At 56.2% G+C, this 16,920-nt stretch carries 15 protein-coding genes and 1 tRNA gene; 3 read left to right on the plus strand and 13 right to left on the minus strand.

The window, feature by feature from the left end; all coding sequences use genetic code 11:
* Positions 1–31 precede the first annotated feature (31 nt).
* Positions 32–829 (minus strand): 16S rRNA (uracil(1498)-N(3))-methyltransferase, encoded by a 798-nt coding sequence (locus CE153_RS07715; RefSeq protein ID WP_099595776.1) that lies wholly within the window; start codon positions 827–829, stop codon positions 32–34.
* 120 nt (positions 830–949) lie between these two features.
* On the opposite strand from CE153_RS07715, the gene CE153_RS07720 reads away from it, so the two are divergent.
* The 3 genes from CE153_RS07720 to glgC all read left to right on the plus strand — a co-directional run bounded on the left by CE153_RS07720 (position 950) and on the right by glgC (position 3,363).
* Positions 950–1,039 (plus strand) — tRNA-Leu (locus CE153_RS07720).
* 66 nt (positions 1,040–1,105) lie between these two features.
* Positions 1,106–1,972 (plus strand): TrmH family RNA methyltransferase, encoded by an 867-nt coding sequence (locus CE153_RS07725; protein ID WP_099595777.1) that lies wholly within the window; start codon positions 1,106–1,108, stop codon positions 1,970–1,972.
* Between the two features lie 146 nt (positions 1,973–2,118).
* Positions 2,119–3,363, plus strand: coding sequence for a glucose-1-phosphate adenylyltransferase (glgC, locus tag CE153_RS07730; protein ID WP_033501205.1), 1,245 nt, complete (start codon positions 2,119–2,121; stop codon positions 3,361–3,363).
* 82 nt (positions 3,364–3,445) lie between these two features.
* Here the strand turns inward: glgC and CE153_RS07735 are convergent, their stop codons facing one another.
* The 12 genes from CE153_RS07735 to aroC all read right to left on the minus strand — a co-directional run bounded on the left by CE153_RS07735 (position 3,446) and on the right by aroC (position 16,891).
* Positions 3,446–4,033: a metal-sulfur cluster assembly factor gene (locus CE153_RS07735; protein ID WP_099595778.1), complete on the minus strand. Its 588-nt coding sequence runs from the start codon at positions 4,031–4,033 to the stop codon at positions 3,446–3,448.
* A gap of 130 nt (positions 4,034–4,163) precedes the next feature.
* Positions 4,164–4,715 (minus strand): Fe-S cluster assembly sulfur transfer protein SufU, encoded by a 552-nt coding sequence (sufU, locus tag CE153_RS07740; protein ID WP_099570644.1) that lies wholly within the window; start codon positions 4,713–4,715, stop codon positions 4,164–4,166.
* Between the two features lie 5 nt (positions 4,716–4,720).
* The gene (locus CE153_RS07745; protein WP_099595779.1) at positions 4,721–5,995 is read right to left on the minus strand and encodes a SufS family cysteine desulfurase; all 1,275 of its coding nucleotides are present in this window, start codon (positions 5,993–5,995) and stop codon (positions 4,721–4,723) included.
* On the minus strand, positions 5,992–6,771 hold the full coding sequence (gene sufC, locus CE153_RS07750) for a Fe-S cluster assembly ATPase SufC (RefSeq protein ID WP_099595780.1): 780 nt from the start codon (positions 6,769–6,771) through the stop codon (positions 5,992–5,994). The genes CE153_RS07745 and sufC overlap by 4 nt, the downstream gene beginning before the upstream one ends.
* An 18-nt stretch (positions 6,772–6,789) precedes the next feature.
* Positions 6,790–8,013: a Fe-S cluster assembly protein SufD gene (gene sufD, locus CE153_RS07755; protein ID WP_099570647.1), complete on the minus strand. Its 1,224-nt coding sequence runs from the start codon at positions 8,011–8,013 to the stop codon at positions 6,790–6,792.
* 5 nt (positions 8,014–8,018) lie between these two features.
* Positions 8,019–9,473, minus strand: a complete 1,455-nt coding sequence (gene sufB, locus CE153_RS07760) for a Fe-S cluster assembly protein SufB (RefSeq protein ID WP_099571143.1) — start codon at positions 9,471–9,473, stop codon at positions 8,019–8,021.
* 221 nt (positions 9,474–9,694) lie between these two features.
* Entirely contained in the window at positions 9,695–11,377 is a 1,683-nt protein-coding gene (locus tag CE153_RS07765; RefSeq protein WP_099595781.1) for a L,D-transpeptidase family protein, read from the minus strand.
* A gap of 146 nt (positions 11,378–11,523) precedes the next feature.
* Complete coding sequence (locus CE153_RS07770) at positions 11,524–13,185, minus strand: CTP synthase (protein ID WP_099570649.1); 1,662 nt, start codon at positions 13,183–13,185, stop codon at positions 11,524–11,526.
* 190 nt (positions 13,186–13,375) lie between these two features.
* Positions 13,376–13,543: a hypothetical protein gene (locus tag CE153_RS08890; protein ID WP_180753452.1), complete on the minus strand. Its 168-nt coding sequence runs from the start codon at positions 13,541–13,543 to the stop codon at positions 13,376–13,378.
* Positions 13,544–13,592: 49 nt separating this feature from the next.
* Positions 13,593–14,042: a type II 3-dehydroquinate dehydratase gene (locus CE153_RS07775; RefSeq protein WP_099595782.1), complete on the minus strand. Its 450-nt coding sequence runs from the start codon at positions 14,040–14,042 to the stop codon at positions 13,593–13,595.
* An 18-nt stretch (positions 14,043–14,060) separates the two neighbouring features.
* Positions 14,061–15,680: a bifunctional shikimate kinase/3-dehydroquinate synthase gene (locus CE153_RS07780; protein WP_099595799.1), complete on the minus strand. Its 1,620-nt coding sequence runs from the start codon at positions 15,678–15,680 to the stop codon at positions 14,061–14,063.
* A gap of 17 nt (positions 15,681–15,697) precedes the next feature.
* Positions 15,698–16,891, minus strand: coding sequence for a chorismate synthase (aroC, locus tag CE153_RS07785; RefSeq protein ID WP_099595783.1), 1,194 nt, complete (start codon positions 16,889–16,891; stop codon positions 15,698–15,700).
* Between the last annotated feature and the right edge of the window lie 29 nt (positions 16,892–16,920).

The raw sequence follows: 16,920 nt of genomic DNA on the forward strand, positions 1-16,920 counted from the left end.
ATAATCCACGGCAAATCACCGACGTGTGGCATCAAACGAAACGTCCCAACGCCCGTGCGAGCAACGATAATGCGACCGGACCGGCCGTGGACGCCCGCAGAATGTTGCTTCCGAGCACGCATACTTCGACTCCGGCGTTGGTGAAAGACTCGATTTCCGCATCGCCGATACCGCCTTCCGGCCCGACCACCACGTACACGGTACGCTGGCGCCCGTCTTGCAGACACTTGTCGGAAAGCGCCGCGATCGACTCCTCCAACTGGCTCCAGGTTTTGGTGGCATCCTGGTGCAGCACGATTACCATATCGCCGTGCACACAGGCACGTTTGCATATTGCGACCAGCTGCTTGCTGGTCACGCACTCACCCAATTCAGGCGTCCAGGAACGTCGCGATTGTTCGGTGGCCGCCTCAAGCACTTGCCTCCACTTCTTGTCGGTACGCCCCACCTTCCATTTGGCGATGGAACGATCGGCCTGCCATGGAATTACCTCGTCCACACCGATCTGCGTTGCCGTGTCGATGGCCTGTTCATCATGCCCTGTTTTGGCCAACGCCTGAATCAAAGCGAGTTTGGTGATGGGCTGCGGTTCCTTGCCGAAGCTCGACACTTGCGCGATTCCCTGCTGCGCGTCGCACAGCACTGCATGGATGCGCAATCCCCTACCATCGGAAAGTTGCAGCTCATCACCGTCTTTCAGGCGCATGGCCTGAATGGCGTGGCGACGCACCGATTGAGGCAACGTCAATTTCCATCCGGCGTTCAGCTCATCGCTGTTCACAGGCACATCATCATGTTCCGTATCAAGCAGGAAAAGGGCATCAGTCATAGTTTCAGAGACTACCAGCACCTCGGATACCAATGGCGGAACTCCGCGCGACACGCCGAGACTTGCATCACGCCAAGCATCTGCTATAGTTTTCTTTCGTTGCCGCTGAGCAACGCACCTGTCCGGGTGGCGGAATGGTAGACGCGCTAGCTTGAGGTGCTAGTGCCTATTTATACAGGCGTGCGGGTTCAAGTCCCGCTCCGGACACCAGCAAAACCCCTTGGAAACAAGGGGTTTTCTTGTATCTGAAAAGCTATTCGGCGAAAGATCGGTCACATGCAGTTCATCCATCTTGATTCCATTGACGACGAGCGCGTGGCGGCATACACAAATCTCACGGAAATCCAGCTTCGCAACAAGCTTGAACCCAACAAAGGCCTGTTCATCGCGGAATCGCCGAAAGTCATCGACAGGGCGCTTGCCGCCAACCGAGAGCCGATATCGCTGCTGGTCGAAGAACCGTGGATTGAAGGCATGGCCGGAACCTTCGCGCTCATCGACAACCGATGGGGCACCGACATTCCCGTGTACGTGGCCTCCCCCGAACAGCTCAAGCAGCTGACCGGCTATCGTCTGCACCGAGGCGCGTTGGCTGCGATGAAACGTTGGCCTTTGCCCAGCGTCGAAGAAGTTTGCCAAGGGGCACGCCGCGTCGCGGTCATGGAGAATATCGTTGACCACACCAATGTCGGCGCGCTTATGCGCTCCGCGGCCGCGTTGGATGTCGATGCCGTGTTGGTAACGCCTTCTTGCGGCGATCCGCTGTATCGGCGCGCCGCCCGCGTGTCGATGGGCACGGTGTTTCAGATTCCGTGGACACGCATCGGCGGAGATGATAAGCATTACTGGCCGTTCGCCGGCATGCAGGAATTGCGCGATCTTGGATTCACGACCGTTGCGATGGCTCTTGAGGACGACTCCATTTCGTTGGAAGAACTCGTTCGCCGCTTGAACAATGCCGACGACGAAAAAGACCATATCGATAAGTTGGCGCTGATTTTCGGCACTGAAGGCGATGGCCTGTCGCATCACACCATCTCCCGTGCCGACCTGACGGTGAAGATTCCCATGAGCCACGGAGTGGACAGTCTTAACGTTGCCGCTTCGAGCGCCGTAGCCTTCTATTCAACTGCTGTTCGCTAAAACAATCCGCAAATTTTCAAGACTCGCGGTGCAAACTCCTTGCATGTTGCAAAAAATATGCAATTATTGAGTGCGTAAGCGGTTTGCGATGATGCAGACCACCAATGTGTGCGGTGTCATAACGACGCTCTAGGAGAGGAGTTCTCATGGCGAAGAATCCGAAAATTCTTTCCATCGTGCTTGCAGGTGGTGAAGGCACCCGTCTGATGCCTTTGACTAGGGACCGAGCAAAGCCGGCTGTTCCATTCGGCGGCGTGTTCCGACTGATTGACTTCCCGTTGAGCAATCTGGTCAATTCCGGCTACATGCAGACCGTGGTGCTCACCCAGTACAAGTCCCATTCGCTTGATCGCCATATTTCCACAGTGTGGCGTTTCTCGCCGTTGCTCGGCAACTATGTCTCCCCTGTTCCCGCCCAGCAGCGTCTCGGCAAGCACTGGTATCTCGGTTCCGCCGACGCCGTCTATCAGACCATCAACATCATCGAAGACGTGCAGCCGGATATTGTGGTGATCGTCGGCGCCGACCACGTTTACCGTATGGACTTCCAGCAGATGGTGCAGCAGCACATCGAATCCGGCGCGGAGTTCACGGTGGCGGGTATTCGCCAGCCGATCAGCCAGTCCAACCAGTTTGGCGTGATCGAGGTTGATCCGGAACACCCGAGCATGATCAAAAGCTTCCAGGAGAAGCCGCAGACCACGACTGGTCTGCCGGATGATCCGAACTCCATCCTCGCTTCCATGGGTAATTACGTTGCCAACACGGACGCTCTGTTTGAGGCTCTGGCGCTCGATGAAAAGGCCGAAGACACCAAGCATGATATGGGTGGCGACATCGCTCCGTACTTCGCGGCTCGCAATGAGGCCGGCGTCTACGACTTCAATTCCAACGAGATTCCGGGAGCGACGCCAACCGATCATGCCTACTGGCGCGACGTGGGTACTCTGAAGCAGTTCTACGATGCACATATGGATCTGATCTCCTATGTGCCGGAGTTCAACCTGTACAATACCGAATGGCCGATCTACACGCTGTCCGGCAATCTGCCGCCTGCAAAGTTCGTGCATGCCGGGCGTGACCGTCTTGGACACGCCACCGATTCGATCGTCTCCCCCGGCGTCATCGTGTCGGGTGGCGAAGTGCACCATTCCGTGCTTTCACCGAACGTACGTATCCACTCGTGGTCGCAGGTCGTCGATTCGATTCTGTTCGACGGCGTGACCATCAATCGTCGAGCACGCGTCTACAAGGCGATTCTCGACAAGAATGTTGTGCTTACCGAGAATTCGACCGTCGGTATTGATACCGAACATGATCTGGCTCGTGGCTTCACCGTCACGCCGGAAGGCATCACTGTGGTGCCGAAGGGTACTGTGGTCGACGACTGACGTTCTGCCGCACACAGAACAAAAGCGTGCTTCCCAGCGTCGGGAGCACGCTTTTTTATGTCGTTTTTATGTCGCTATACTGTCAGTATTTCGGAAGATTATCGAAGTTGAAGCCAAGTGCAGCCAACTGTTCGCGTCCTTCCGGAGTGATCTTTTCCATGCTCCAACGCGGCTGCCATGTCCAATCGATACGGAATTCCTCAACGAGGCCTGCAAGGGTGCTTGCGCACTCGTCTTCAATCAAATCGGTCAGCGGGCATGCCGGAGTGGTCAGCGTCATCGTAATGATGGCACGGCCAAGCTCATCGATTTCAATGCCGTATACTAAGCCCAAATCAATCACGTCAATGCCGAGTTCCGGATCAATGACCTGATGTAGTGCTTCCTTCACATCAGCGGCGGTCGCATGTCCGATATCATCGACGGCCTTCAATGCGATGCCGTCATCCTGCTCCTCGGAACAGCCGCATGCTCCGGCCTGATTGCCACAGCCACAAGCATCCTGCTTGATGTTCTCGTGTTCGATTTCCACTGGTTTGCCGTCCTTGAATCCTTTGGCGAGATTAGGGTTAAGCATGACGCGACGCGCAGCGGCTTCATCATTGCCCAATGCCTTGGCAACGGAATCGAAAATCGAGGCCTGCGGTTCTGGGACCAAGGTATCGCTCATTGTCGCTCCATATTTGATTTGAGTATATCCTGTTGAGTAGCCTATCGTGTTGGCTGGAGTTTGTCGACGGTGTTTCGTTCACTGTAGGCACAATGCACGAAACACCGGTCCACTTGCGGAAAGATGCTTGTCACGCCTTCGCAGACAACGCCTTAGCCACGGAATCCTTCATGCCTTCCCAACCAAGCAATGCGCATTTGATACGCATCGGATACTTAGAAACTCCTTGGAAAACGATGCCGTCCTCAAGGGATTCTTCCGCGGATTCATCATCCAGTCCCTTGCCACGTGATTCCATGAGCTTATGGAAGGTATTAGCCAAGTTCATGGCCTCATCCACGGTTTTGCCTTCCACAAGGTCGACCATCACCGAAAGGCTGGCTTGTGAAATGGAACAACCATGACCGTCCCACACCAATCGTTCGATAACATGCGGCTCCTGGTCGGAAACCTCCACGTGCACGGTGGCCTCGTCTCCACAGGTCGGATTGAACTGATGGGACTCGCCAGGAGTGCAATACTCGTGAACCGCCTGAACCGTAGCGTTTCCCGATTGGGAAGCATGTTCAGAAGCCAGATCCGGAGCGAAATGCTCCCTGCCATGCGGATTCTTTGAGGCTTCGAGAATGACCTCCTGATACATCTGCTCGAGATCGTCGCCAGACAATGCAAAATCACTCATATGTGCTACTTAACTCCAAAGAACGGACGGACCTTCTTCAACGCCTCAACCAACGCCTGTGCGTCTTCGACGCAGTTGTAGATGCCACTGGATGCACGGTTGGACGCATATACACCGAAATGGCGGTGCACCGGCTGCGCACAATGGTGACCGACACGGATGGCGATGCCTTGCGCATCGATGAACTGGCCGACGTCATGCGGGTGAACGCCTTCGATTTCGAAAGCAACCGTGCCGATACGTTGCTCGTTGGCATGCGGTCCAAGAATGCGTACACCCTCGATCTGCCCCATCTTGAGCAGTTCTCCTGCGATAACGCGTTCGTGGGCTTCAAGGTTTTCCATGCCAATGTTCATTAGCCACTCGGCTGCAACGCCTGCTGCGACGACTTGGGCAACTGGCTGTGTGCCCGCCTCGAAACGTGCCGGGGGTGCCATGTATTGCGCTTCCTGATCCATCCAGGCAAGTTCCACCATGGATCCGCCGAAATTCGCCGGAGGCAACGCTTCGAGCATCTCACGCTTGCCATATAGGAAGCCGACGCCCGTTGGACCGTACATCTTATGCGCGCTCCATGCGGCGAAATCCACGTCCAATGCGTGAAAATCGATCTTCAGGTGCGGCACGGACTGACATGCGTCAAGCACAACTACTGCGCCCACCTCGTGCGCACGCTTCACAATCGGCGCAATATCGGTGATGGCACCAGTGGTGTTGCCTACATGGGTGACGGCCACGATCTTCGTACGCTCGGTGATTACCTCATCTGCGGTGTTGGCAAGGATTCGTCCTTCATCGTCCAGATCAAACCATTTCAATGTCGCTCCGGTACGTGCGGCAAGTTCCTGGAATGGCAGCAACACAGAATGATGTTCAGCTTTGGATACGACGATCTCGTCTCCCGGCTTCACAGCGAAACGTCGTGCCACTTCTCCCCCACGCCCTTGGGATGCGTTACCGAAGGCGGTCGCCAACAGATTCAATCCTGCCGTGGCGCCGGAAGTGACGACGATTTCTTCCTCGCCTTCAACCGCATTGGCTCCGACAAGACGCGCCACCTTGGCACGCGCCTCCTCGAACGCCATGGTGCTGCGTGCGGCAAGTTCATGCGCTCCACGATGCACACCGGCGTTGATGGTGCGATAGAAATCGCTTTCGGCGTCGATCACGCATTGCGGCTTCTGAGAAGTCGCCGCGGAATCCAAATAAACGAGCTGATGGCCATGAATCTTCTGATTGAGAATCGGAAATTCCCTACGGATCGCTGCGAAACCGGTCATGCCAGCGCGCTTTCGGAATCAGCACCTTCCGGCAGGTATGCGTCATAGCCGGATTCCTCAAGCTCGTCGGCCAGTTCAGGACCACCAGTCTTGACGAAGTGGCCGGCCGCAAACACATGCACGATATCCGGCTTGATGTACTTGAGGATTCGGGTGTAATGCGTGACCATGAGGATGCCGAACTGGCTGGCTTCCTTGGCGCGGTTCACACCCTCGGAGACGATACGCAACGCGTCGACATCCAGACCGGAGTCGGTTTCGTCAAGGATGGCGAACTTCGGCTTGAGAAGCTCGAGCTGCAGCACTTCGGCACGCTTCTTTTCACCGCCGGAGAAACCCTCGTTCACGGAACGGGTGGCGAACTTCGGATCCATCTTCAGGCGTTTCATCGCTTCAGACAGTTCCTTGGTCCAGGTACGGATGGCTGGAGCCTTGCCGTCGACTTCGGTTTTTGCGGTGCGCAGGAAGTTGGTCATCGACACACCCGGCACTTCGACCGGATACTGCATGGCCAAGAAGATACCCGCCTTGGCTCGCTCGTCCGGAGTCATCTTGAGGATGTCTTCGCCGTCGAGCAGCACCTGTCCGGAATCGACCACGTACTTGGGATGGCCCGCCAGCGTGTATGCCAGCGTGGATTTGCCGGATCCGTTCGGTCCCATGATGGCATGGGTTTCGCCGGAGTTGACGGTCAGGTTCACGCCTTTGAGGATCGGCTTGATGCCGTCCTTGGTTTCGACGTGGGCGTACAGATCTTTGATTTCAAGAGTTGACATGGTTTTCGCTCCTACGTTCTACTTCTCTTCCAACACCTGGGCGATTGCGTCATTCTCGCCGCGTGCCAGGCGCATATCGATAACGTTCATGAGATGTTCGCTGATTGCGGGAATGCCGATTTCCTCGACGAGTTCGCCGAAGAAGCCTCGCACCACAAGTTTGCGGGCTTCGGTTTCCGGAATGCCACGGGACTGCAGATAGAACAGCTCCTCATCGTCGAAACGACCGACGGAAGAGGCATGTCCAGCTCCGATGATGTTGCCGTTTTCGATTTCCAGATTCGGTTCGGAATCGGCGATCGCGCCCGGAGTAAGTACCAGATTGCGGTTGAGCTCATACGAGTCAGTACCCGGCGCGGTCGGGGCGATCAGCGCGTTGCCGACCCATGTGGAGTGCGCGTCCTTGCCGTCAAGAGCGCCTTTATATACCACACGACTCTTACATTCGGGATAGTTGTGCACAACCATGGTGCGATGTTCGATATGCTCGCCCGGATCCACGAAGTAGATACCAAGCATATTGAGATCGCCTTGGCCGCCGCCGAAATCCTGATCCATACGGATTCGAACAACGTCGCCGCCAAGCGTGACCACGGAATGACGCAGGGACGCGCCCTCTCCCATGTGGATGCGCTGGTTGCCCACATGCTTGGATCCCTTGTTCCACTCCTGAATGAATGTGGTGGACACATGGGAGTCCTTACCTGTGAGGATCTCCACGCCTTCGGCGATACGTGCATCGCCGTCATGCTCCACAACAACATCAGCGTGGGCGCGGTCAGCTGCGATGATCACCAAATGGAAAGCATCCAAGTCGGTTCCGGCACCATGCACCTTGACAAGTACTGGTTGCTCGATTTCACCCTCAATGCGCAGAATTCCAGCACGGGATGTGGAATTCCATTGCACCGCGGACACGCGATCGCAAGGCTTGGAAACAATGCCTGTATCGGCGTCTCCCGGCTTGCCTTCGCTATAGGTCACGCCTTCAGTGAGAGCCGTGCCGTCGATCATAGTGACGGCAATCTGGGTTTCGTTCGACGGCGTAAACGGTTCAAAGAACTCTTCGACGCGTTCCACAGGGGTATAACGCCAATCATCCTGCTTGCGGTCGGGCACTTCGAATGCGTCCACATCGAATGAACGCGGCGAGCGATCCGCCGAAGATGGCATGGCCGCCGGATTCGCATACGGATCGTTCGGATCCGCGACGGGAATGTTGATTTCCTGAGTTTGTGCCATGGTAATCAGCCCACCGATCCTTCCATCTGCAGTTCAACCAGTCGGTTCAGTTCAAGCGCGTATTCCATCGGCAGCTCACGGCTGATAGGCTCCACGAAGCCTCGCACGATCATGCCCATGGCCTCGTCTTCGGAAAGACCGCGGCTCATCAGGTAGAACAGCTGGTCTTCGGAAACCTTGGAAACCGTAGCCTCATGTGCCATGGAAACATCGTCTTCGCGCACGTCCACATGCGGGTAGGTGTCGGAGCGACTGAACTCATCGACAAGCAGTGCATCGCATACCGTCGAGTTGGACGATCCTTCGGCACCCTTGACGATTTTGACGAGACCACGATACGCGGAACGTCCACCGCCGCGGGAAATCGACTTCGCCACAATGGTGGAGCTGGTGTGCGGTGCAAGGTGGATCATCTTCGCACCGGTATCCTGATACTGGCCCTTACCTGCGAAGCCAAGCGACATGGTGCTGGCCTTCGCATACGGCTCGGCAAGAATGCAGGCCGGATACTTCATGGTTGCCTTAGAACCAATGTTGCCATCGACCCATTCCATAGTGCCGCCTTCACGCACGTAGGCACGCTGCGTCACCAGATTGTAGACGTTGTTCGACCAGTTCTGCACGGTGGTGTAGCGCACGCGGGCATGTGGCTCAACGAAAATCTCCACTACGCCGGAATGCAGCGAATCGGTCGAGTAGATCGGCGCGGTGCAGCCTTCCACATAATGCACGTACGATCCCTCATCGGCAATAATCAACGTGCGTTCGAACTGACCCATGTTCGGCGTGTTGATACGGAAGTATGCCTGCAGCGGAATATCGACATGCACACCTTTCGGCACGTAGACGAACGATCCACCGGACCATGCGGCGGTGTTCAATGCCGAGAATTTGTTGTCGTTGCTTGGAATGCACTTGCCGAAATACTTCTTGACGATTTCCGGATATTTCTGCACCGCAGTGTCGGTGTCGACGAAAATCACGCCTTGGTCTTCGAGATCCTTCTGGATCGAGTTGTAGATGACTTCGGATTCATACTGTGCCGCGACGCCGGAGACAAGACGGCTTTTTTCCGCTTCCGGAATGCCAAGCTTGTCATACGTCGTGCGGATCTCATCAGGCAATTCCTCCCAGGTCGTGGCCTGCTTGTCGATCGGCTTGACGTAATACTTGAAATCGTCGGCGTCAAAATCCTTCAGATCGACACCCCATTGAGGCATCGGACGGTTGATGAAATCGCGATAGCCTTCCAATCGCTTTTCCAGCATCCATTCCGGCTCGTTCTTATCTGCGGAAATGGCGCGCACGACGTTCTCGTCAATGCCTTTTTTTGCCGCTTCTCCGGCGAAATCCGTGTCATGCCATCCGTACGTATAGTCGCCGAACTGCTGGATGATTTCGTCATCCTGCTTGATTTTATCTTCGTTCACTCGCGTGCGATCAGCCACATATTGGCTCATCTCCACGTCAGCTGCGGCATTGGGCGCTTGGTTCTCTGCCACCGTACGCTGCCTCCAATCACTCGTTTGTACTTATGACAACCTAACAGAACGTGGGGTGAAACACTAGCACCCCTTTCGCCATTCGGCAATGATTTGTCGTGATTTATCTTACATAGCGCAAAGGCGGAAGCCGAACATCAGTCTTCCGCCTGTGCGTCTTTCTGTCGATAGCCCGCGAATCAGGCCTGAACGTGAACCGTCGTTCCCATTAGGCACCAATTGTAGAACCATTCGGCCTGATCCCAGCCGACGCCGACGCAACCATGGGATGTGTTCTTCCCCATAGCTTGAATGCTGCTGTCGTTGAACGCGCTCTGGGTAGCGATGCGGTGAATCGCACATCCGGTCTTTGAGAAGTAGTTGACGAATCCAACATCCTTAACATCCCACTTCTCGGTGCTTCCGTTCGATAGGGTAAGCGAGCCACTCATGTTCTGAGATTGGTATTTGAGCCACACTTTGAAGTCGCCGTCAGGCGTACAGTTGTCGTAGGAGTTCGGATCGCAGTAGGTTGGCGTACACAAGTCGCCGCTCGGCTGGCACTGGCCCGTCTGATAATCGTTGCCCTGACCGGCAGACATATGCATGACACGGACGGTCTGCCCATTTTCAATGGCTGTAACGGTATGCGAAGACAAGCTGACCACCACGGTACGTGTGGTTTTTTTCTCATTCTGTGGGTCGCAAGTGCCTTGGATATTTACTGAATCAGAGCCTTTGGCAAACGCCTCAGCGGCATCACGGCCAACATTGGTGTCACCACCATCAGAAACGGTTATGCCATCATGCCCAGCTACATTGGTTTGCAGCACATCACCGACACTATTAACGATGACATCACCATCAACTCGATCCGCATGGAAATTCGATTTGATGGAATCATTATAGTATTGCTGCAATTTGTCCCCGTCGATGATCAAAGAGCCATTTCGGGTTTGATTATTGCCGAGCTTCTCACTATCCGGTCCAAGCGTGATGGCCGATGCGATGGACTGCGCGCCGAATTCCGCAACTTTATGGTCGCCGATTTTGATAGCCACCGGCTTCGCTATCCACGCGTCAGCAGAAGCCTTGGCCTCGTTGGCTTGGTCATCCGTGATGACGGGATCAGTAACCTTATTTTTAAGAGTCACCATTTGAGCGGTCTGCTTGCCGAAGGACTCAAGCACGTTCTTGGCTTCTTTGACGATATCCGTCACATCGATACCAGTCCCCTGTTGGCCTGGCGTCACATCGAAGGCGGTACCATCCGCGTTGAGCTGTAGCGACGGGTTGGTGGCGGACACGGACTGCACTCCCAACATGTCACCTACCGTCTGGGCACTGACTCGAGAATCGTCGAAAGACTCGACGTCGACATCCTCACGGGTCCAGAATGCATACTTCTGGAAAAAGGAATCGTTACGTTTCGCGTTCATCACATTTTCGGCGATGGACTCCGCGTCAATGGCGACGCCAAGATCCTTCAACGTGACTTTCTTACTCGTTCCCTCATAGGAAACGGGAACCGTCAATGATTCCGCCGTATCGGAAATCTCTTGGATGATATGATCTCGGGATTGTCCTGTCATGGACTTGCCCCAGAGCGTGACACCTGGCAACGCATGTGACTGGAAGAACCAGTATCCGCCGCCGGACACGACACCGAGAAGAAGCATCACCGCGAGAACAATCCACAGCCACAACAGGTGGCGCTTCTTGCTGGCATTCACAGTCAACGCTGCGCCATCATCAATGGGATCGGCCGTTTCGGCAAACGAATCCAAGCTCACCTGCGAGATGACTTTTGGGTCATCGCCCATGTTTGGGAAGGCGAACTTACCATTGCCGCTTTCCGGAGAATCCATATCGTTCAAGCTCATGCTCCCTCGTAAAGGTTTTTCATTACGAATACGTCTTGTTGGTAATTCAAGGCCAGGCCCCTATTATGCAACATGGTCATGAACTCCTTTGGACTCATGACCATGTTGCATATCGGGTTATCCGACGTTAATCACAATTCGTCGATTTAGCGCTCCTGCTGGTGGTCCAGAGCAGCCTTGACTAGACCTGCGAACAGCGGGTGCGGCTTGGTCGGGCGGGACTTGAACTCAGGATGAGCCTGAGTGGCCACATAGAACGGGTGCACTTCGCGAGGAAGTTCGACGAACTCGGTGAGTTCGCCGTCCGGGCTCTGGCCGGAAATGCGCAGACCCGCTTCACGCAGACGGTCCTTATATGCCACGTTCACTTCGTAACGGTGACGATGGCGCTCAGTGACATGCGTGGTGCCGTACAGTTCCGCAACGATGGAACCTTCTTCAAGCTCAGCAGGATAGGAGCCAAGACGCATGGTGTGTCCCATGTCACCATTGCCAGCGACGATGTCTTTCTGCTCCTCCATGGTTGCGATGACCGGGGTCGCACAATCGGGCTCGAACTCGGTGGAGTTCGCGTCCTCCAAGCCGAGGACGTGGCGGGCGTATTCGATGACCATGGACTGCAGGCCGAGGCACAGGCCGAGAGCCGGCAGCTTGTTCTCACGGGCGAACTTCAGGGCGCCGATCTTGCCGTCGATGCCGCGGATACCGAAGCCTCCGGGAACGACAATGCCGTCGACTTGGTCGAGCGCGGCGGCCGCACCCTCCTCGGTCTCGCACTTATCGGCGGCGACCCACTTGACGTTCACCTTGGCATAGTTGGCGAAACCACCGGCCTTGATGGCTTCGGTGACAGACAGGTAGGCATCCGGCAGATCGATGTACTTGCCGACGATGGCGATGTTCACCTCATGCTTCGGGTGGTGCACACGCTCCAGCAGGTCCTCCCACTCGTCCCAATCGACATCGTGGAACGGCAGGCCGAGTTCGCGCACGACATAGGCATCGAGGCCTTCGTCGAACAGGGTCTTCGGCACGTCGTAGATGCTCGGGGCGTCCACACAGTTGACCACGCCTTCGGAATCCACGTCGCACATCAGGGAGATCTTGTCCTTGATGGACTGGTTCAACGGACGGTCGGAACGCAACACCAGGGCATCCGGGGAGATGCCGAGCTGACGCAGCATCATGACGGAGTGCTGGGTCGGCTTGGTCTTGAGCTCATGGGCGGCAGCAATGTACGGCACCAAGGAGACGTGCACGAACATGCAGTTTTCGGCGCCCAGATCGCGGCGGACCTCACGCGCGGCCTCCAAGAACGGCTGGGATTCGATGTCGCCGACGGTGCCACCGATTTCGGTGATGATCACGTCGACGTCATCGGACGCCTGCGCACGCATGCGGGACTTGATTTCGTTGGTGATGTGCGGGATGACCTGCACGCACTGTCCAAGGTATTCGCCGGCGCGTTCCTTGCGCAGCACTTCCTGGTAGATCTGACCGGTGGTAACGTTCGCCTTTTGGCTCAGATACACGTCAAGGAAACGCTCATAGTGGCCGATGTCGAGATCGGTTTCGGCGCCGTCCTCGGTGACATAGACTTCACCATGCTGGAACGGATTCATAGTGCCCGGATCAACGTTGATGTACGGATCGAGCTTCTGCTGCAAAACCTTGATGCCACGGCTACGAAGTAGGCGACCAAGGGAGGAGGCGGTCAGGCCTTTGCCGAGAGAGGAAACAACGCCACCGGTGACAAAAATATGCTTGGTAACGTGCTCTTGAGAATTGCCATGTGTTCTTCTAACCATGGAACTCCAGTCTATCAGCGGCATAAGACGCGGCGTGTTTCTTCAATGCGAAAATGCGGGGCCATCGTCTCTTCGATGATCCCGCCTAGCAAAAGTAGGAAATACAGTCAGTCAATCAGATTCAGTTCTTCTTTCTGTGGGAAGTCGCGAATGCGAATGCTATGTCAAAAGTCACCGTGGCCAATACGAATCACGTGATGGCGGAACCTGTCTTCGGGCTCTTCCAGCTGGAGTCGGCAGGCTTGCAGTAGATAGTGACGCTTCTATCATCCGGTAGTGTCTCGTCATCTTTCTGGTTCGCATCAGGATCGGACGGATCGGCGGCCCCGGTGGATGCCGGATGCCTACCGGAAAGCATCCGGCATGTATTGCGTTGCTTGGCAGTCCCAATCAGAACTCGAAAAACGTTACTTAGCTTCCAGCAGGTGCGCGACGGCGTCCAAAGCGAGCTTGTATCCGTAGAAGCCCATGCCAGTGATAGTGCCGGTGGCGACCGGTGAAATCACGGAGCGTTTGCGGAACTCGTCGCGCGCGGACGGATTGGATATATGCACCTCCATCAGCGGCAGACCCTCGTCAATCACCATGTGGGCGGCGTCCGCAAGACCGTAGGAGTAATGGGTGAATGCGGCGGGGTTCATCACGATGGGCGTCTTCTCATCGGCGGCCTGATGCATCCAGCCGATCATCTCGGCCTCGTCATCGCTCTGGCGGACCTCCACGTCAAGCCCGAGTTCCGCACCCCACTGCGTGCACAACTCGCGCAGGGTCTCAAGATCCTGCTTGCCGTACACGTCGGGCTGTCGCACGCCAAGACGACCGAGATTCGGTCCATTGACGACTACTACTTTAGTCATGTTCAAACTCCCCTGTTATTACTGCTGAATGCGGCGGAACGCCTCTTCGACGGCATCCGCGGGTGGATCCTCAAGATGAATCGGATGCCCAATCCTGTCAAGCACCACAAAACGAAGTTTGTTGCCGCGGGCCTTCTTGTCTCGATGCATTAAAGCGAGCACATCGTCCCACGTACCGTTGTTCCAAGACGTGGGCAAGCCCAGCGAGCCCAGCAGCGAACGATGGTAGTCCACAAGATCCTGATCGATGTATCCCAGAAGATGCGACAGTTCAGCCGCATACACGCATCCGACCGCCACCGCATTGCCATGACGCCAACGGAAATGCTCAAGCTTTTCGATGGCATGGCCGAGAGTATGCCCATAGTTCAGGAATTCGCGCAGTCCCGCCTCCTTAAGATCGGCGGACACATGGTAGGCCTTCACGCTCACGGTATGTTCGATCAGCTCTGCGACCACATCCTTCAAATCGGAATCCAGGAACGTCGACCCGTCGAAGGCACGCAGTTCATCGGCATAATCCTCAAGAATCTGCAGAATTTCCGGATCCATGATGAAACCGGACTTGACGACCTCACCCAAGCCCTCGATGAAAATGTCGTTCGGCAACGATGTGAGCGACTTTAGGTCGGCGAGCACTCCTGCCGGAGTGTAGAACGAACCGACCAGATTCTTTCCCTGCGGCGTATTGATGCCAGTTTTGCCACCGGTCGAAGCGTCAACCATGGCAAGCAGCGATGTCGGGCAGTTCACATAGCGAATGCCACGCATCCATGTGGCTGCCACAAAACCAGCCAAATCGGTTGCCGCTCCACCGCCAAGGCCGACGATCGCATCGGAACGGGTGAAACCCTCATCGCCCAAACGCTGCCAAATACCGTTGGCTACCTCGATGGTCTTTCCAGCCTCCGCATCGGGAATGATAATGTCGTACGCATCATAGCCCGCCTGCCGAAGCAGCGTGCGCGCACGATCCGAATGACGCTGCACCGGCTGTGTGTGGATAAGCGCCACCTTGACGGGCTTGCTGCCCAAAACCTGTGGAAGCTGTCCCATCACACCCTCGCCGATACGAACATCGTACGGTTCGATGGTGGAACCGGTGACATGTACTATACGTTGATCAATCATTTCCATCAGCTTTCTCGCTGCCGCCTGCGGAGACTGGCCGCGTGTGCCCACATGCACGTTCGCCACGCACCTGAACACCGGGTCACGTTCCTTATAAAGTTTCTTCCAACGCATATTGGCATCGCCGTTGAGCATCGGACGACCTCCACCACGATTCGCGCGCTCCATGGCCTCTTCCGGATCAGCCATCAAATACACGACCTTGCCACCAGACGCAACGTATCTCGCCAATCCCTCCTGGATGGAAGGTGTCATCGGCGCGCCCCCGCCCAAGGAAAAGATGCCATCGAAATCCTCAAGCATGTCAAGCACAACATCGCTTTCCAGCTCACGAAATTCCGGCTCGCCGTACTTTTCGAAATATTCGGGGATTCGCATTCCCACATCATGTTCGATCTCATTATCGGCATCGGCAAACGGCAGATTCATCATCCGCGCCACTTCCTTGCCGACACGTGTTTTGCCCGCGCCCATCATGCCGATGATCACGGCGACAGGCCTGCGCATACCAGCCATGAAACGAATCACCTCATATGCTCAGGCCAGGAGGCAATGTACTGTTCGGCATTACGCTTAGTCTCGGCAACGCAGTCGCCGCCGAACTTCTCAAGCACATACTGCGCGATGGTCAGACGCACCATTGCCTCGGCCACAACCGCGGCCGCCGGAACCGCGGTGCTGTCGGAACGTTGGTTGATGGCCTGCGCCGGTTCGCCTGTGGTCACATCAACGGTTCGCAACGCCTTCGGAATGGACGGAATTGGCTTCATGGCCGCACGCACCACGATCGGCTGGCCGTTCGACATGCCACCCTCGATACCACCGGCACGGTTGCTCAGACGGGAGATACGACCGTCCTCGCCCACCACCATCTCATCATGGGCCTGAGAACCAGGACGCATGGCTTCAAGGAAACCGTCACCGATTTCCACACCCTTGATGGCCTGAATGCCCATCAAGGCGCTTGCCAAAGCCGCATCAAGACGGCGATCCGACTCGACATAGGTACCGACGCCCGCAGGAACGCCGTACACCACGACCTCAATCACACCGCCCAACGTGTCAGCGTTCTCTTTCGCCTCATCGATGCGGGCGATCATCTGCTTTTCCGCTTCCTTGTCAAGCGTACGCACCGGAGAGGCATCCAATGCTTCAAGGTCCTCCGGCTTAGGAAGCGTGGCCTGCTGCGGATCGGTAATGCCCGCGCCGCCGATGGAGAGCACATGTGAAACGGTGCGGATGCCGAATGTCTGCTCCAGGAACTGCTTGGCAACCTCGCCCAGCGCCACACGAGAAGCCGTCTCGCGTGCGGAAGAACGTTCCAGCACCGGACGAGCGTCATCAAAACCGTATTTGCGCATGCCAGTCAGGTCAGCATGCCCCGGGCGCGGGCGGGACAGCGGGGCATTGCGCCCCTCACGAGCAATCTCATGATCAAGCGGATCGGCGCTCATCACTTCGGTCCACTTCGGCCACTCGGTGTTGGCGATCTCAATGGCCACCGGAGAGCCGATGGTCTCACCGAAACGCACGCCGGTAAGCATACGAACCTTGTCCTGCTCGAACTTCATACGTGCGCCACGGCCATATCCAAGACGACGACGCGCCAACGCGCCGACAATATCCTCCGTAGTGACGTGGACGCCCGCAGGCAGCCCCTCGATCATGGCGACAAGCGCCTCGCCGTGCGATTCACCTGCTGTCTGCCAGCGCAACATGCCAACTCCTTTTCTTCCGAATGCAACTA

It is taken from the genome of Bifidobacterium sp. N4G05 (assembly GCF_002742445.1).
GTDB lineage: Bacteria > Actinomycetota > Actinomycetes > Actinomycetales > Bifidobacteriaceae > Bifidobacterium > Bifidobacterium hominis.

Excerpts from the sequence above, each read along its gene's own strand:
- CE153_RS07715 (WP_099595776.1), bottom strand. The coding sequence starts at position 829 with ATGACTGATGCCCTTTTCCTGCTTGATACGGAACATGATGATGTGCCT.
- CE153_RS07725 (WP_099595777.1), top strand. The coding sequence starts at position 1,106 with ATGCAGTTCATCCATCTTGATTCCATTGACGACGAGCGCGTGGCGGCA.
- glgC (WP_033501205.1), top strand. The coding sequence starts at position 2,119 with ATGGCGAAGAATCCGAAAATTCTTTCCATCGTGCTTGCAGGTGGTGAA.
- CE153_RS07735 (WP_099595778.1), bottom strand. The coding sequence starts at position 4,033 with ATGAGCGATACCTTGGTCCCAGAACCGCAGGCCTCGATTTTCGATTCC.
- sufU (WP_099570644.1), bottom strand. The coding sequence starts at position 4,715 with ATGAGTGATTTTGCATTGTCTGGCGACGATCTCGAGCAGATGTATCAG.
- CE153_RS07745 (WP_099595779.1), bottom strand. The coding sequence starts at position 5,995 with ATGACCGGTTTCGCAGCGATCCGTAGGGAATTTCCGATTCTCAATCAG.
- sufC (WP_099595780.1), bottom strand. The coding sequence starts at position 6,771 with ATGTCAACTCTTGAAATCAAAGATCTGTACGCCCACGTCGAAACCAAG.
- sufD (WP_099570647.1), bottom strand. The coding sequence starts at position 8,013 with ATGGCACAAACTCAGGAAATCAACATTCCCGTCGCGGATCCGAACGAT.
- sufB (WP_099571143.1), bottom strand. The coding sequence starts at position 9,473 with ATGAGCCAATATGTGGCTGATCGCACGCGAGTGAACGAAGATAAAATC.
- CE153_RS07765 (WP_099595781.1), bottom strand. The coding sequence starts at position 11,377 with ATGAGCTTGAACGATATGGATTCTCCGGAAAGCGGCAATGGTAAGTTC.
- CE153_RS07770 (WP_099570649.1), bottom strand. The coding sequence starts at position 13,185 with ATGGTTAGAAGAACACATGGCAATTCTCAAGAGCACGTTACCAAGCAT.
- CE153_RS08890 (WP_180753452.1), bottom strand. The coding sequence starts at position 13,543 with ATGCTTTCCGGTAGGCATCCGGCATCCACCGGGGCCGCCGATCCGTCC.
- CE153_RS07775 (WP_099595782.1), bottom strand. The coding sequence starts at position 14,042 with ATGACTAAAGTAGTAGTCGTCAATGGACCGAATCTCGGTCGTCTTGGC.
- CE153_RS07780 (WP_099595799.1), bottom strand. The coding sequence starts at position 15,680 with ATGCGCAGGCCTGTCGCCGTGATCATCGGCATGATGGGCGCGGGCAAA.
- aroC (WP_099595783.1), bottom strand. The coding sequence starts at position 16,891 with ATGTTGCGCTGGCAGACAGCAGGTGAATCGCACGGCGAGGCGCTTGTC.